Origin of the sequence: Pseudomonas emilianonis, from assembly GCF_023072625.1 — a bacterium.
GTDB lineage: Bacteria > Pseudomonadota > Gammaproteobacteria > Pseudomonadales > Pseudomonadaceae > Aquipseudomonas > Aquipseudomonas paraveronii.
The window spans coordinates 22738-38193 of sequence record NZ_JAKNRV010000012.1; the positions used below are offsets into that span (position 1 = coordinate 22738).

The following is a 15456-nucleotide window of genomic DNA, read 5'->3' on the forward strand; positions in this document are numbered from 1 at the left end:
GGTCAGGCTCCTTTCTGGGGTTGTTTGTGGGCGCCCGACAGCTTCTGCTTGTGCTGCTGGTATGGGGTCGGCGCGGCGTCAGTGGTCGACGGGGCGGCTGCGCCGTCCTTGGCCAACTGCATGAACTGAGCGAAGAGCGCCGCAGTGTCTCCAGTAGCGGACTTGGGCTTCTTCTTGCCTTCTTCGTCCATATCGTCTTCGTCGGGCTCTTTCTCAGCCTCGGCGTCGAAGGCGCACTCGACATAGCCGGCAGACTTATCGCCCCAGGCCATTTTCGGACGCTTGACGGCCAGCGCGGCGCGCTTGATCTCGATCACGTCGAGGCTGTCACAGGCGAAGCTGTCGCCGGCGATCTTGCGGGCCTGGGCCTGGGTGCTGCCGATCAGGACGACGCGAGCGTTGATTGCCTCGTCGCTAGAAGCCTTGCGAGCCTCGGCCAGATCTTCGGCTGCCTTGTCAGCGGTTGCCTGGGCCTTATCAGCCTTGGATTCCGCATCATTGGCGCGCTTCAGCAATCGGTCGAACGAGTCGGCGACCACTTGGGCGTTCGCAGGATCAGCAACATCAACGCTGCGCCCGCTATCGGTGGTGATAAATACAGGCATTGTGTTGCCTCCTGGGTTGTGGTCGAAGACGCGAGCGATGCCGCCGGCCCTCGCTTTGGTAACCACCGCTTGGTGGTTGATGATGATGTTGCGCTGGGTGTACTCGTAGTCCTGGCCGTCGGCGGTCACGCCAGGGCCATGAACGTATTCGGCGGTATAGCCAGCGGAGAGCTCGCACTTGCCGGCGTTGATGTCGTCGATGGTCTTCTGATCCTTGATGATCAGATCGCAGACAACAAAGTCGCCATCGCGCCGGCCTGAGCCGCGCACCTCGCCAACGGCCACCGCCTTGTAGTTCTTTGCGGTCACCAAATCCTTTGGATGGTCATTGGTGACCGTCGCGCCGTCGTAGGTGCCCAGGGAAGCGTCGTTGAACACCTCTTCTTCCGGCCGGTACACGCGGACAATGCGATTCGGGTCACCGTCGAGGCCAAGCTCGCGGGCCAGGTAATCCTGAATGCCGGTTCGCGCCACCCGGCCTGGAACCTTGAGGAAGCCCTCGTCGGTGTATTCCCTGTGGGTTATGCGGTGGCTGACACGGTCAAAGACCGTAAGCCTGGTCATTACTGCTTCGCCCATGCGAACAGCGCGTCTGCGTGCTCGTCATCAACCGGACGCACGCATGCAAAGGTACGATGCTCATTACCGTCGAGGCTGCGACCATCTTCGGTCTCAGTCAGCGACTTGATGCCGTCCAGCTCAGAAGGCTGCATTTGCACGGAAATGTGGTAGCCGTCGGTGTCGAATTCCGACTCGGCGCCGGTCTCGATGCACTTAACCTTGATTTTCATGATCGTTCTCGTCGCTGTAATGGATTAGCGGTAGACGCCCGGCGCTGTGCGGCCTGCGTCTTGGTTGGCCTTGACCTCGCGGGCGCTCACTGGCTCCGCGATGCATCGGCAGGAATAGTCAGACCCAGGCTTGATCGGGACACCCTTGTCGCTCAGCGGAAGGTTGTCCCAGCGGTAAACCCCTTTGCCGTAGGCGGTGACCTTGTTGGCGATCTCGTGATGGCGGTGCCGAACACGCTGGTCGTCCGAGTCACGCCATCTGAAGTACTCGAAGCCGGCACCCTTCTGCTGCTTCTCGGCCAGCTCGCCCTGAATCTTCGATGTCTGGTCGCGGGCGATCATCTTGGCCCGGCGCTGCGTCACTCCGAACTGCTCCTGCAATGCCTTCTCGATGAAGCCAGGCCGCATACCGGAGCGCATGTTCGCCATCACCAGCGTCTGCACCTGTTCCAGGTACTTGGCGGGGATGGACTTGATGAGCTGGGCGTTCTGCTGGGCGGATGCCTTCAGGTAGTCTTGAAGCACGCTGTTACCGCTGAACACATCGATACCGGCCGACTTCTTCAGGTCGCGCTCGGACTTCTTCATCGATGACTGGACGAACTCGCCGGCTATCCTGCTGGCGCCAGCGCTGACCCTTTCGTTTTGCCACTTGCTGAACAGGAACGACATGGCGTTGCTGATGAGGTCAGACCAGGCGTCAGTCGTGGCCACCGCATCCTGCGTGTACTCCGGCGCGAGCTGGCGAACCAGCGGCATCACCTCCTTAGCAATGTCCGCTTTGATCTGCTTGACCAGCCGCTGCAGCTTGGCGTTGTACTGGATGCCGATCATGCTCATGGTCATTCAACCTTGTCGTCGTCATCCACCGGGTCATTGAACATGGTCAGGTCCTCATCCTCTTCCAGCGCGGCGATCTTCTCGTCGTTGAACTGGTAGAGCTCTTCGGCCTGCAGGCGGCGCATGATCTGGCTTGGCAAGACGATGCCGGCGTCCTTGTACAGGATGTCGGTCTCGGCCTTGGCCTTGTTCGCCGTGGCGATCTGCACCGCGTCAGGCTGTTGGAATGGATTCCAGACGTAGTTGAAGTCTTCGAGCCACTGCCCGGTAGCGGAACGCACCATCACCTCATCAAGCTGCCGAAGGCCTGGGTCAATCTGGGTCAGGCGCTTCGAGGACAGCGAGTTGAAGTAGTTGTCCATGTCCCCTTCGCCGGTGGCGTTGAGGCCTTTAGCGGACGTGCCGAACAGACGGGTGAGCGGGATATCGGCCGCTCCACTGATCCAGGTCATGAGCGTGTCGAGCACCGGCGCAACCCCGGACAGGTCCAGAGTCTTGCGGTCGTAGGTCTCTTCGCCGTCCAGCAGCGCCAGGTTGATCGAGGACTTCATCATGCTGAACAGGGCGTAGCGCGCCGTAATGGCGTCATCCTGGTCGCTGGCCAGTTCATCGGAGAGCCCGTTGCGCTGGATAATGTCGACGTTCGCTTCCTGCATCAGCTCGGCAATGCCGTCCTTGCTGGCTACGATGTCCATGACGTCGTCGAGGCACTTGCGCAGCTCTGAGTCTCCCCAGCCCTGCGTCTGCGCCCGCTGGCGGCGTGGCAATTTGGCACCAGCGAACCGGGCGAAGTGCGTCCAGTGGATCTGCTGGGCGCCGGCCGAGATGGTGTAGAACTCCGGCTGCAAGTAGTTCGCTGCCAGGATGTTCGACTGATTCATGTTCATCGCCGTCATATCGAAGCGGTCGATCACCAGCAGGCGGTACAGGTCGCCCTTCTTGATCTTCTCCGGCCTGAGCGGCTTGGTCAGGTCCTGGTTGGTCAGCATGAGGATGCCGGCGCCACCGTACAGGCGTGCCCAGCTTGTGGCCTCGCTCACCATGGCCGGCAGTTGCAACCGGTCTTCCTCGGCCCGGATCACGTCCGCGTCGTCGCACTTGAGGGTGCGCCACTCGCGGGTCATGTCCTCGGCTGGGTAGTCCACGATCGCCCGGGCAAGCCAACTGGTTTGGTAGGCCGCGTCGAGCTGCTGGAAGTTGTTCAGGAAGCCGTATTCGAACTGGTTGTGGGAGCGCTTGGCCTTTTCAGTGCCCAGGCCGGACACGACGTTCACCAATCCATCGGCGGTCTGTTTCGTGCCAGCCTTGTATTCAACCAAGGCCCGAGTGAGGGCCTTGCCCAGCTTTTTGGTTGCTGGCGCTTGGCCCTTCTTGCTCATGGGGTCACCAATTTGGTTATAGGAGGTCGCGGATTGAACGCTTGCCTTTGATGTAAACCTCGGACAAGGCGTCGATCATCACGTCTGTCTGGTCGTCGTACTTGTGGCTGTCGTCGGCGGTGAAGGATGCGACCTCACACACGAACTCGTAGTTTTGGCTGTCGTCGTAGGGCAGGCAGACCAGCTTGGCAGCGTGGAAGCCTTGCACGTCCAGGGCGCGGGTCAGCTTGTCGCGGTCCCGAGGAACCGGGGTCACCTTGAGCGGCAGGCGCTTTTCCATCTCCTGGATCAGGCCGGTACCGCTTGATTTGTCCTCGACGTACACGCGGCGCAGGATGCCGTTGGCCTTCCCGTTCTTTGCCCAGGCACCTTTGACGAACGCCTCGAACTCGCGGCGCAGCGTCTTGGCATCCATCCGACCGCGTTTCATGCCGACTCGGTAAATGCGTCCCTCGAATACGCCCCACTCCGCAAATACCGTCCAGTCGTTCCAGGTGTTGGTCTTCTGGGCGGTGTCTGCGGTGATGAAGCGGTAGTCGAACTTGTCCGGTACCGGCAGATCAGCACCAGCATCCACGTCGCCGTAGTACTGGAAGTCGTCTGCCGAGAAGATCCCGCCGTCGAGCGTGTCGGGGTCTTGCATGTACTGGCTGCTGAAGGTGTACGGGTGAGCCGTGCGGAGCGCGATCAGGTCGTGAACGCTTTCCTTGGCCGGCCAGTAGGACCAGTAGCCGTCTACCTGCTCAGACCCGCATACGCTTTTGATGCAGCGCTCACGGATGCCGTCAGGCAGTGAGTCGATGTACTCCTGATTGACCAGGGCCGGGATCTTTATGTGCAGATCGATCTTCAGGCCCATGCCGCCCGATAGCAGGAACGCGGTCGAGTCGTCGATGTGGCCGCGCTGCTGGATGGCAACGAATGGCGTGCCGCTGTGCGCCTTCCGGCTGCGCAGGGTGTTCACCAGGCGCGTGTGCGACTTGCGGCGCTTCGCCTCACTGAATAGGTCGTCGATCTTGTCCCAGTCATCCGCCTGGATGTGGCCGCTGTACTCGTCGCCCATGTAGCCGCCACGGACACCGGTGATCTGCCCGCCACTGGAGCGGCTGAACAGTTGGTGTACGCGCTTCCCATCCTTGGCGAGCGTCCAGTCGTCTACCTTGTCCTTCTCGATATCGAAGGGGTAGAACTCGCGGAACTCAGCAGACTTGACCAGGGCGCGGCTGCGCTCGCTGTTCTCGTCTACCAGGCTCTTGGAATAGCTGGTGTTGAGGATTCGTACCCGGCGGTGCTTAACCATCGTGTAGACCGGCAGGTGAACAGACCAGAACTCAGTCTTTGTGCCGCCTGGCGGGATGTTCACGACGATGTTCTGCGCGTCACCGGCAAGCATCTGGCGGGCCGCGTAGTCGAAGTAGTGGTGGTGCCAGTTCGTTCTGAAGCTGTCGCCCTGGGTGATGTTGAACCACAGGCTGGTGAAGGCCAGCGGGCTATGCTCGCCCGCCGCGACCAAGGCGGAGCGCTCGCCAACGGTAAGCGCGTCCCACTCGATCGGTTTGATAGCCATCAGTCAACCAGTTTGTCTACCAGCGCGGCGATGAGCGATGAATCGACCGGCGCCTGGCCTGTATTGCCGCCTGGAGCCCTGTCGCCTTCCGCCTCATCAAGATTGAATGCCTGGCGCTCAAGCATGACGAGCGTCTTCAGGGTGTCGGCCAATTCCTTCATGGTCTTGGTGCGATTCGGTAGCCCGCTCATCTTGCTGGCCAGCTTCAGGACATCAGCCATTGCATCGCCGTCGTCGTGATCGCCATCCTTCAGTTGAGCAATCAGCTCCTTGATCGTGCCTTGCTCGTCAGTCAGCGCTTCCAGCTCATCCAGCAGTTTGTTGGTGAGTCGGCGAGACCTTCCGATGTCAGTTCGATGCGCAATCCGGACATCGGCAATAACCTGAGCGTTTGCATCAACGATACCTTTCTCGGTTAACACCCGTTCCTTGTTAACCTCGGTGTTAACCACCTGGCTGTTAACCAGTGCATCAGCCTTTGCTTTGATCTTCCCTGCGAGGTCTCGCGTCCATCCGTCACGCTTGGCGCGCTTGTGGATGGAAACATGGGACACAGTGCAGGTTGTTGCGATCTCTCGCACTGACAGCACTCCAGCCCTGTAGAGCTGCTCGATGCGCTCCCAGTCGGTGGGTTGCTTGTCGGTCATGTCTTTACTCTTGCTCTGCTTGCTTGGCGGTCACGGAGTCGAACTTGGCGAAGATAGCTACGGAAGCCCCATTGCCGCCTTCGATGATCAAAAACCCGTTATCGACGTATATGCGTTCGCCCTTCACTTTCTCGACAACAGAGCCGCCATCGATGGTCACTTCATAAATAGTGCTCATGGTCATTCCTCATTGCGCGCCACGATTTGGCGCATTCGTAAACGTGGCGCGGATTACTTGCTTCTGCGCTCAACACCGCCTGGCGCCTTGTCACAGTGCAGGCAGTGCTCGCAGTTGAGTGTCCGGCACAGCCAGCCCTTCACCCGCTGCCAGTACGTAACCATGAAGATATGGCGGGCACCGGCCAGGGCCAGGGACACATGCAGCGTCAGGCCGGCAGTGGTCGGGCCGAAGAAGATGTTTTGGTTGCGCGCCATCACGACAAATCCGCTGATAGCGATCGCCGAATAGATCAGCTTCCCCAGGATTCCGTCTCTCACCTTCCCGCTCAGTACACACCAGGTCGCCCACAGCGCAATCAGGCCGCAGGCGATGGAGTTGATCAGTTCGAGATTCATGGTGGGTTACCCCCGCCGAACCGCTGACGAATGAACGCCCAAAGGTCGGCCGCTTTGATTGCTCGGGTTATGGCTGCAATGAGAGATCCGCCAAATGTACCCAGCAGGAAGCCAATGCCGGCAACACTGCGCGGCTCGACCACGCCCAGGTAGGCGCTGATCAGCCCGGTCAGGTAATGAGCGCAGACGGCACCCGAGAAAATAAAGATGGTCCAGGCCTTTCGATCTACCAGGTCATCCCGGTGCCAAAAGCTGGCGGCGATCGCACCCACAAGCCCGGCAAATGCCCAGTCGAGCTTATCGAACAGGCGCTGTAGAAACTCCATGCGCGCTACTCCGTGGGCATGATGAATAAAAAAGGCCGTCAGGTGGCGGCCAAACGCTGGGGAGCAGCGGCGAATAGATCAGCCCCGGCGGCACTCCCAGCTCAGAGCGAAGGGTGTGGCGGGGCCGAAAACAAGAAGGCCCCGATCAATGTCGAGGCCCTGAATAGGTGCGCGTGTCTTCCCACGCTGCCAGCCAAAGACCATCACGGCGTCGACACCCAAGTGCATCGATCTCGCCGTTTCGGTCTCGCGCCACCCTGAAAGCGTGTTAGGTCAGGGCGCGCGGGCTGCCGGTGTTTTTCCGTAGCGCTGCACTACCGGCTTATCAGCGTCCAGGCCTCCCGAGGGCTGCCCTGGCTGCAGTGAATTTTGAGCAATAAAAAACCCGACGCAGTGGCCGGGCTTTCTTGGGTCAGCGCACTCAGTGAGACAAGTGCCTTTCGGTGTAGCCAGCACCCTGCGAATTGAGCTCTGCCATACGGCTTGCTCTCCACTCAGAGGCCATCTTTAACGCTTGCGCATCCCCAAGCTTTTTCCGGGAGAAGCACTTGTACATCGACCTGCCATCAACCCCCTGGGCCGATGCTTGGTAGTAGCCTTTGGTGGTCAGGCTAACGCCGGTCATTCCCGTGGTGTTGGTGGCGTACTGCGATTTGTTGCGCATGTTGCCAGCGGCTTCGACCAGGCGAAGATTGTCGAATCGATTGTTGGTGGAATCACCGTCGATATGGTCGACCTGCACACCCTCAGGGATCTGGTCACCAGTTCGCAAGGAGTAAATAACTCGATGAGCCAGTTGTACTACCCCACCCAACTGAACCTGCCAACATTTTCGACCGGTCTTCGCATGCTCAAGAAGCGACCCAGCAGGATCGCCTTTTCGAACAGAGCCCCTTCGATCAACAAGCCATCTCAATCCAGTATGAGACGACTCGTCGTATGCAACCAGACCGCAAATTTCATTTAAATTCATAGTAGGTTGCCGAAGGCAAAATTATCAGGATGGCGAAATCATGCCATGAGCCGCACGGGAACGCAATAGGCCCTCATGCGGCCTCGCGCATTTCGTAAATTACCGCCGCCACCGGACTGAGTGCTCGTCGGTCCAGATCCTCGCAGCAATCAAAGATCAGTTGCAGCATGCCGCCCCAATCCCGTTCCCAGTTGCATGACTCCAGGCGCACACCGTAGAACTGCCACATCCACTCCCTGAACTTCTCGGGATTGGCGAACGGATCCTCGTTGGCCGACTGGCCGCCCTGGTGCATGTACTGGTACCGACGCATGACGCCCTTCACCACATACTCCAGCTTCTCCCGCTTGGCCGCCGTCATCCGCGGTGACTTGCTCTGCACCACCAGGAATACCACCTCTTCCGCCGCCTCGCGGATGTCGTCGCTCTGCTCGGCGGCGTACATGAAGTCACCGAAGACGCGGATCTGCGGGTGTAGCCGAGCGATTGCCGACTGGATATGCCCAGCCAGGGCCCCATGCACCGCGTGATTCGCCGTAGGGCCGCGCTCGGTGTTCTGCACCACCACGCCCAATTGAACAACGTCAGAGGTCTGGCCCGGGGCCGGGTTGTATTTGCAGTCATGCCACGCCTGGCGCGCTGAGTTGATCTTCATGCTGCAGCCCTATTCAATTCTCTGGTCTTTGCCCGGTACTCGGCCTTGATGGCCTTGATCTCTTCGACGGTGTACTTGCGCACGCTCTGGTCAGATTCCAGGGCGTCGACCGCCTCCTGGCCAATGCGAGCAATCAGGCCGATCCGGTAGTCCACCGCGTTGCCGGAGAGGAACCGGTTATCCTGCTTGCTTTGTGCGTGGCAGTTGCGCTCATCGAAGCGCAGGTGCGGCGCGGAGCCGACGCTGCGGTAATGGCCGGCATCTACTGCGTTACCGCTCCAGTCCAACGGCTTGCCGCTGGAGATGCAGAGGTGGCCGGCAGCCTGGTCCCGGGCGCGGATATACTCGTTGAACGCCTGTTGAGCCTCGCGCATGTGGTCGCCGCGACTTTTCAGGGCCTCCTTTCGAACCTTGATGTCGGCGCGGCCAACCTGATCCAGCGACTTGCGCGCCTTCGCCTGATTCACTTCCTTGATGGCCAGGCCGCACTTCGGGCTGCACACAGCCTGCCCGAGGCGCTTCGGGACGAATGAGGCCCCGCATGCTGGGTTCTTGCAGGTCTTGGGCTTGGGTTGTTTGGTGGATAGCATCAGAAGCCTCCCCGCATGCGCCGTTCTCTGGCCGCTCGCTTCTTCTCGCCCTTGCTTCGACCACCACCGCTGAATGGGTCTTCAGTGGGAATATCCAGCGCACCATGCGCACCAAGTTCAAAGTCGTTCGGATAGACCGCGATTTGGCGAGTAGGCCCAGCCCTAACAGCTCCGTCGAGAGCCCTAAGCGCTATAGCAATCCCAGGCGATCCGGCGCCGATGATTAGAATTTTTCTCATGCTGCCTCCCATTGCCCTGGCATCTGGCCCTTCGGCTCGCTCCAGATCACGCCCTTGTCAGCGCCGAATGCGTACATGCATTCGATCACGTCGCCCAGCTCGGCTACGGTCATGCGCTTGGTGCTTTCGCCCAGCATGACCACGCCGCCGTTGATGCCCTGGGCCATGCGGATCTCTTGGCGCGCTGCAGCAGTCATCAGCGCCTTCCAGTCCTCGCTGTCGAGCTTCTGCATGACGCCGTTGACCGGCCATTCAACCTGGCGGGAGATATCGCCCAGCATTGCCCACAGCTTGGCGTTCTGCTCCAGGGTGCGGCGGGACTTCACTGGGCGGACGATCACCTCGACGGCGCCGGCGGCGGACAGCTCGGTGGCGAACAGGTAGGCGAGCCGCAAGACTTCACGGACGCGCGCAGGGCCAGCCGACCAAAAGTGTCGGGGTTTGTGGATGATGTTGGTCATGACGGCTTCCTCCGCGAATCTTCACGCATCGGCTCGGTTACAGCCTTCTCGATGCTCCAGCCGTACCGGCTAATTCTGCTTTGCGCGATCTTCGGCGGAATCCCAAAGTGCTTTGCCAGCTCGAAGACCGTCCCACGAACGCCCTTAACTAGATGGCGCTGCTCGCGCATGCTCCAGAGTTTTTCGGTCATGGCTGCTCTCCCTGGCCCAGGGCGGCGAGCAGGTCGTCGCACTTCTTGACGACTGAATCCAGGATCGCCTGGCGCAGCGGGCGGTAGGTCGCCATGCATTGCCGGTGCTCGTCCGCCTCAGTGTTGGCTGAATCGCGCAGGGTTTCGAACAGCTCCAGATCGCATAGGATTTTGCCCGCGCGCTCACGGCGTAGCTCCTCCACCTCAGCCTTCAGCTCAGCATTCACCCGCTCGTAGGCTTCGTAGCCGGTCTTGAGGCCGGCGACTTCGGCGCGGAGCTGGTCGCGATTGGCTTCCAGAAGATTCGCTCGAACCTTCGCAAGGGAGGCAGCCTTGCACTCGACAATGATGATCTGTTCTGCCCTTTCACACGCAGCCGCAAGACGCTCGTTCTCGGCCTTGAGCTGAACAATCAACTCCTTGTCCACCTGAATCCCGGCGGCAACGAGTTCGTCGATGTTCTTCTGGTCGTCGTCGCCTACGAAGCGGCGGATGACTTGCAGGCCGACAGCTTTGGTCAGCCGCTCGTTATCGGCGATCAACTGGTCGCGTTGTGTTTCGAGCAATTCGATCCGCTTTTTCAGGCGGATCGCGCACGAATGCTTCATGCCGTTGCGGGCTTCATCGAGATCGGCGATCAAGGCCAAGACTGCGACCGGATTGGCAGCAGCGATGAACTCAGCATCCGCGCGATGGATAACACCCAAAGGGTCACTTTCATCACTCCACTCGTAGACCACTACATCTTTGCCGGTGTGGGTTCCGTGCTCATTCCAAATGTCCTGGATAATCTCAAAGCCTTGGCTGCCGTCAGCTTCGCCGCACATACTCCAAGGTCCTGCCGTTGCAGCTTCGGCCAGACGTTTCAGTTCGGTGTTGTCGGTCATGTCCGCTGCTCCCCTGCTTCTGCGATCACTGCCATGCGCTCCAGGCGCTCGGCGGCCTGGCTGGCCAGATTCATACCGTCTGCCTCATCCACCACCGGCATGCACACAAAACGGATTCCGTGCTTGACCATGGTGTTCGCCACCTCAAGGGATTGGCGTAGCTGTGCTGGGTTTGCTCGTTTCATGGTCGTGACTCCAGTTCCTGGGCCTGGCGGATCATCAGCGCGCGCCGATCAGCCAGTTCATTGGCCGCGGCGATCCGCATTTCGAGTTTTTTCTCTTCACTGGCCGCGCGCATCTCCAGCATCGACGACTTCACCAGCCTAAGTTTTTCGCGCAGAACTGGCGCTGGCTGAGTAACAGTCCCGGTTAGCAATCCAGCAATGGCGCGGCCGTCCTCGGTGACCGGGGCAACGCTCAGGTCAGCCAGGTACTTCTGGCCGTGCTCGCGGGGGATTCGCTTCAGCTCCATGGCCTTGGTTACGGCTTGAATGCGACGGCTTGCGTCAAAGCCCACAGAGACGTGCCAGTTCACAGGCTTGGCATCCTCTCGGGATTGGCCGACAAACCGCTCATACGCGCTGATGAAGGCCATCCTGGCGCCAATCTTGTCCCCTGCATCGAGTACAGGCTTGGCAGCGGCCAGGGCCAACTGAATTTCGTCGGTCAGCACCACGGTCTCGAACTCATCGTTCGTGGTCATGGCGATGGCCCAGGCTTCGTCCTTCCCGGGGCGGCCGTCGGCGGCCTGGACGCGCTGAAGGATTGAGGCCAGGGTCAGCTTTCCGGTCAGCTCGCGGCGGCAGGCCCAAAGGGCGTTGGCGATCACGTCCATTGGATGCTCTGCCAGGTCTTCAGCCATCAGCTTGGCGGCTGGAGCGCTCAGCGTTTGCCCGAGGGTTTCGGCAGTGGCGCAGATGGCCATGCTCAGCTCAGCGGTTTCGGCGTAGGAAAGCATTGCTGTTCCCTCCTTCCAGAATGCTGCGGCTGGCTTCTTGGGCGGCGTTGATGTTCGCTTGGGTCTTTTCCTGCTGGCGGGCGGTCTCACCGTTGGTTTGGATGTTGGTCTTCCACTGGGTGTGATAACCCTCAGCATTGGCGAGCAGTTCGCTGAGGCTGTGGCATTTGCGGATCAACATTGCATCGTTGATCCCGAGGTAGTAAGCCGCGACACTGTGGGAGACTTCGATACCCAGGCGGCCGATCAGCAAACCAATCTGTCCGGCAACTTTCGCATTCCACACCGGCCACGCCTTGTAGCGGCGGCGGTAGGACATGGCGTAGTTCGCCCAGGTCTTGAAGGTTTTGCAGTCAGGGTCTTTAGGGCCTGGCATATCAGGAGGTATTTCAACGCGTGGAGCGTCAGGGCGATCAATAACCAAAACCAGTTCGCCGGTGCGGATCGGCGAAGCCGGGACCACCTGCAAATTCTGATTATTGGTTTCCTGATTGGTACCTTGATTATTGGTATATTGATTTGTCGGAGATTTATCCGAGGTAAGCTCGGATTTTTTTCCGACCTTGCTCGGAGATTTATCCGAGGTACCACGGATTTTTTTCCGACCTCCTTCAGGGTTGCTCGGATAATTTTCCGACCCATCATGTTTGCGGTTCCACTCCTTGCCTTTGTCGGTAAGGCGTATCAAGGTGATCTTGCTGGTACTCGACATCTGTACCAGCCCAGCGTCTTCCAATGCCTTCAGCATGCGGTAAGCGGTATCAGGCTTACCCGACAGCAAAGGAAGCTCGCAAACGATCTTTGCCTTGCTTAGCGCGAAGAAGACCCCGTCATCTGTCTTGACCGGATTTGCCCAGCTCGGGCACTCATAGACGAATGCAAAAAGCATCGCCTGCTGAGAGTTCAAGCCCCACTCAAGGGACTTAAACTGGTTGATGGTGATGGTGTATTGCATATCAGGCCACCGCAGCGCAGGAGTAACCGCGGCGCTGACTATCGGTAGCTCCGTGATTTGGGTGAAAGCCATAGATGGCTTCGGCGTCTTTACGGGCAGCTACGGCTGAATCGAAGTTTTGAAATCGACCTACACAGATGTACTTACCGTCAATTTTGATTCGAACACGCCATTTGCCATTTTCAAGGCGAACGCCAGGAACGCCGGATGAGTTGTCTGTTCGGATATGCTGATTACGCTGATTTCCTTGCACCGTTACATCGCGCAGATTCTCAATACGGTTGTCATCACGAATACCATTGATGTGGTCAATCTGGCCTTTTGGCCATTCGCCAAAGGTAATCAGCCAAATAACTCTATGGACTCGGAACAAAACGTTATTGATTTTTACCCTCAGATAACCGTCCATGTTTGGTGATCCGGCGATCATTCCTGGCATCGCCCTGGCACCTCGTCGAACGAGATTCACGAGCTTTCCGTCAACAACCCTGAAAAGCCTTCTGGCCTTAGTAGCTGAAAGTAAAATCTCTATATTCCCAGGCGCTACGTTTTTTGATTTAGCAAAACGTGGCGCGGGATTATTCAGGGCCTGTACATCGAGATTAGAGGTGTGCATAATCGGCTCCAGATTGAAACGATTTTTGCAAGCGCTGTGAAAGAGCCGGGATTGCGCCCCGGCTTTTTTGTGCCTGCGATTTGGGTTTATGGGTTTGGATCTTCATCAGTCCCTCCTTTTTCAGGCCCTATTCCGGCCTTCGGCGGGTCACGCCTTGTTGTTGGTAGATGCCGGATCTTTCCAGCCCCTTTTGGCCTGGTCTTCTCGAAAAAGCGTTCTGCTCCAAGCTTTGCGGCGTATTCGTCAGGGGTCATCCCTGCCGCTGCTGCCAACCGTTCAAGCTTTTCGTAGAGGCGCCCATCGATCCCGTGGCAGATCGTGGTTTCAGGCACATAGCCTCCTTAAGGGCCTTCAGGCCTGCATGTGTTTCCCGTTAACATCCAGTTCAACGATGCTTTCCAGCTTCTCCTCGACGCACATGCGAACGAAGACCGCAAGCTGGAGCTTGTGCAGGCGCGCAACAGCCTTCAGTGCTTCGTAGGTTTCGTCGTCATAGCGGGACTTGATCTCCCGGTCTTTCAGGTGACGCGTATCGTGATATGCCATTGGTGAGGCTCCTTTAGTGGGTGCATGCAAGGTGGTTAGGCGGCCGAACAGGCCGGGATATTCAGTGGAGGGAAAACGTCATCCAGGGTCACGGCGGCGCCGCTGGTGTTGAGGGCGTCGACAATGCGTCGGCACTCCTCAAGGCCAGGCTTGCGGCGGTCGTTCTCGTAATGAGCGATAGCGCCTTGGGTCAGGCCTACCGTTTTGGCCAGGGCGGCCTGGGTGACACCGACCTTTTCGCGAATCGTCTTCATGTTGGACATAGGGTTTCTCCGTATTCTTGAACGGATATTACTTTCTGTAATTTTATTGCGCAAGCGGCATTACGCACTGTGACTGGTGCGAAGACATACAGGGCGTAATGATTGGCAGATGAAAAAATGGTACGAACTGGCAAAGGCCAGAATGAAGGAACTCGACATCACCCAGGATCAGGTCGCCGAGCAGATGGGCGTCAGCCAGGGCGCGGTTGCTCATTGGCTTGGCGGTCGCCGAGAGCCATCACTTGAAAGGATCGGCGCTCTTTTGGAGTATCTGGGGCTTTCCTCGATATTCCGCGAGAACGGCGCCGAGCCGCCCGAGCGTCGCCCAGTTGAGGCGAATGCTGAGTACCTTGGCGATATGGCCGTATGGAGTGATGGCGACCCGCTAGAGGATGATGAGTGCGCAGTCCCCTACTATGCAGAAGTCGAATTTGCCGGCGGAGACGGTATGACAGTTGTGATGGAGGTCGCAGACAGGACGCTTCGCTTCAGCAATGCCACCTTGAGAGCAGCAGGTGTTGAGTGCGAGAACGCGGCGGTGGCCAGGGTTCGCGGCACCAGCATGGAAAAGCTGATCTTGGATGGTGCGGCTATCGGCTTCGACCGCGCCGACATATCAATCATCGACGGCGAAATCTACGCCTTCAACCACGAGGGGATGCTGCGCGTAAAATATCTGTACCGGCTTCCCGGCGGCGCCATCCGCATCCGCAGCGAGAACGCTGAAGAGTTTCCCGATGAGATAATGAGCGCGGAGCAATACCGGCACGAGGTCAAAATGCTTGGCCGTGTCTTCTGGTGGTCAACCGTCCGCCGATCCCCGAAAAAGAAATAGCCCAACCCGCCAACAAGGCCCGCCACTGAGCGGGCTTTTTTGTGCCCGCAATTCGGCCGGCACCCGGCCTGGGCGTAATTTATTACAGAAGCTCAAAAATTTATTACATCGAGTATTGACGATGATTATTACAGCGCGTAATGTTCACTGCATCGAGTCACCCAACAGGGACTCGCCAGGGCCTCACGGCCTGACCGCTCTTTAACAGCTCAGGACCTTCGCAGATCGATCCCCGGCAACGGGCACAGCGCGAACAATAAATTCGATCTCCACGCCAGCTCTGGAACTGGCCGTGCTCACCACATGTGAGTACGCGAAACCACGCAAGCCAGCCAGGAAGAACACCGGACACGAAATGTGTGACCTGGCCAGAGATATGAATCGGGCGATGCGCGTGGTGGAGATGAAACACCCACAGATTTACTGATGCCGCTTCTATGAGGCGGCATTGGAAATCAACGGAGGAAGTGAAATGCCGAAGTACATGCTCGACTACATCAGGCTTTGTAGGGAATGCAGCCTTGACCTGCGCACCGTCGGCAACATGCGCAGCATC

The 15456-nt window shown here is 58.7% G+C and carries 23 protein-coding genes; 1 reads left to right on the forward strand and 22 read right to left on the reverse strand.

Annotated elements, in window-relative coordinates; all coding sequences use genetic code 11:
* Positions 1-2: 2 nt before the first annotated feature.
* From L9Z73_RS03020 to L9Z73_RS03125, 22 genes are all read right to left on the reverse strand, one after another.
* A complete protein-coding gene (locus L9Z73_RS03020) occupies positions 3-1184 on the reverse strand; it encodes a DUF2213 domain-containing protein (RefSeq protein WP_247396191.1) in 1182 nt (393 codons plus the stop codon).
* The gene (locus L9Z73_RS03025) at positions 1169-1396 is read right to left on the reverse strand and encodes a hypothetical protein (protein WP_046486905.1); all 228 of its coding nucleotides are present in this window, start codon (positions 1394-1396) and stop codon (positions 1169-1171) included. Before L9Z73_RS03025 ends, L9Z73_RS03020 begins: the two co-directional genes overlap by 16 nt.
* A gap of 24 nt (positions 1397-1420) precedes the next feature.
* Positions 1421-2236 carry a phage minor head protein gene (locus L9Z73_RS03030; protein WP_247396193.1) on the reverse strand — a complete coding sequence of 272 codons (816 nt, stop codon included), beginning with the start codon at positions 2234-2236 and terminating at the stop codon, positions 1421-1423.
* Between the two features lie 2 nt (positions 2237-2238).
* Positions 2239-3615 (reverse strand): DUF1073 domain-containing protein, encoded by a 1377-nt coding sequence (locus L9Z73_RS03035; RefSeq protein WP_247396194.1) that lies wholly within the window; start codon positions 3613-3615, stop codon positions 2239-2241.
* Positions 3616-3631: 16 nt separating this feature from the next.
* Entirely contained in the window at positions 3632-5182 is a 1551-nt protein-coding gene (gene terL / locus L9Z73_RS03040; protein WP_247396197.1) for a phage terminase large subunit, read from the reverse strand.
* A complete protein-coding gene (locus L9Z73_RS03045; protein WP_247396198.1) occupies positions 5182-5829 on the reverse strand; it encodes a hypothetical protein in 648 nt (215 codons plus the stop codon). The genes terL and L9Z73_RS03045 overlap by 1 nt, the downstream gene beginning before the upstream one ends.
* A gap of 4 nt (positions 5830-5833) precedes the next feature.
* The gene (locus L9Z73_RS03050) at positions 5834-6007 is read right to left on the reverse strand and encodes a hypothetical protein (protein ID WP_247396200.1); all 174 of its coding nucleotides are present in this window, start codon (positions 6005-6007) and stop codon (positions 5834-5836) included.
* A gap of 53 nt (positions 6008-6060) precedes the next feature.
* A complete protein-coding gene (locus L9Z73_RS03055) occupies positions 6061-6405 on the reverse strand; it encodes a hypothetical protein (RefSeq protein ID WP_247396201.1) in 345 nt (114 codons plus the stop codon).
* Entirely contained in the window at positions 6402-6731 is a 330-nt protein-coding gene (locus tag L9Z73_RS03060; RefSeq protein WP_047274405.1) for a hypothetical protein, read from the reverse strand. The genes L9Z73_RS03055 and L9Z73_RS03060 overlap by 4 nt, the downstream gene beginning before the upstream one ends.
* A 421-nt stretch (positions 6732-7152) precedes the next feature.
* Positions 7153-7704 (reverse strand): HNH endonuclease signature motif containing protein, encoded by a 552-nt coding sequence (locus L9Z73_RS03065; protein ID WP_247396202.1) that lies wholly within the window; start codon positions 7702-7704, stop codon positions 7153-7155.
* Positions 7705-7777: 73 nt separating this feature from the next.
* Positions 7778-8359, reverse strand: a complete 582-nt coding sequence (locus L9Z73_RS03070; protein WP_134939186.1) for a hypothetical protein — start codon at positions 8357-8359, stop codon at positions 7778-7780.
* Positions 8356-8949: a recombination protein NinG gene (locus L9Z73_RS03075; RefSeq protein ID WP_247396205.1), complete on the reverse strand. Its 594-nt coding sequence runs from the start codon at positions 8947-8949 to the stop codon at positions 8356-8358. Before L9Z73_RS03075 ends, L9Z73_RS03070 begins: the two co-directional genes overlap by 4 nt.
* A gap of 235 nt (positions 8950-9184) precedes the next feature.
* Positions 9185-9649, reverse strand: a complete 465-nt coding sequence (locus L9Z73_RS03080; protein ID WP_247396207.1) for a recombination protein NinB — start codon at positions 9647-9649, stop codon at positions 9185-9187.
* On the reverse strand, positions 9646-9840 hold the full coding sequence (locus L9Z73_RS03085) for a hypothetical protein (RefSeq protein WP_247396210.1): 195 nt from the start codon (positions 9838-9840) through the stop codon (positions 9646-9648). Before L9Z73_RS03085 ends, L9Z73_RS03080 begins: the two co-directional genes overlap by 4 nt.
* Positions 9837-10727, reverse strand: coding sequence for a hypothetical protein (locus tag L9Z73_RS03090; RefSeq protein ID WP_247396212.1), 891 nt, complete (start codon positions 10725-10727; stop codon positions 9837-9839). The genes L9Z73_RS03085 and L9Z73_RS03090 overlap by 4 nt, the downstream gene beginning before the upstream one ends.
* Positions 10724-10912, reverse strand: coding sequence for a DUF1382 family protein (locus L9Z73_RS03095; protein WP_247396215.1), 189 nt, complete (start codon positions 10910-10912; stop codon positions 10724-10726). Before L9Z73_RS03095 ends, L9Z73_RS03090 begins: the two co-directional genes overlap by 4 nt.
* Positions 10909-11685, reverse strand: coding sequence for a hypothetical protein (locus L9Z73_RS03100; protein WP_247396218.1), 777 nt, complete (start codon positions 11683-11685; stop codon positions 10909-10911). The genes L9Z73_RS03095 and L9Z73_RS03100 overlap by 4 nt, the downstream gene beginning before the upstream one ends.
* The gene (locus L9Z73_RS03105) at positions 11660-12640 is read right to left on the reverse strand and encodes a phage replication protein (RefSeq protein WP_247396220.1); all 981 of its coding nucleotides are present in this window, start codon (positions 12638-12640) and stop codon (positions 11660-11662) included. Before L9Z73_RS03105 ends, L9Z73_RS03100 begins: the two co-directional genes overlap by 26 nt.
* 1 nt (position 12641) lies before the next feature.
* Entirely contained in the window at positions 12642-13256 is a 615-nt protein-coding gene (locus L9Z73_RS03110) for an HNH endonuclease signature motif containing protein (protein ID WP_247396224.1), read from the reverse strand.
* Positions 13257-13342: 86 nt separating this feature from the next.
* Entirely contained in the window at positions 13343-13588 is a 246-nt protein-coding gene (locus tag L9Z73_RS03115) for a hypothetical protein (RefSeq protein WP_053254929.1), read from the reverse strand.
* A gap of 19 nt (positions 13589-13607) precedes the next feature.
* A complete protein-coding gene (locus L9Z73_RS03120; protein WP_053254928.1) occupies positions 13608-13802 on the reverse strand; it encodes a hypothetical protein in 195 nt (64 codons plus the stop codon).
* A gap of 35 nt (positions 13803-13837) precedes the next feature.
* Positions 13838-14065, reverse strand: a complete 228-nt coding sequence (locus L9Z73_RS03125) for a helix-turn-helix transcriptional regulator (protein ID WP_247396227.1) — start codon at positions 14063-14065, stop codon at positions 13838-13840.
* Between the two features lie 109 nt (positions 14066-14174).
* Between L9Z73_RS03125 and L9Z73_RS03130 the strand changes: the two genes are divergently transcribed.
* A complete protein-coding gene (locus tag L9Z73_RS03130) occupies positions 14175-14900 on the forward strand; it encodes a LexA family transcriptional regulator (protein ID WP_247396230.1) in 726 nt (241 codons plus the stop codon).
* The last annotated feature ends 556 nt before the right edge of the window (positions 14901-15456 follow it).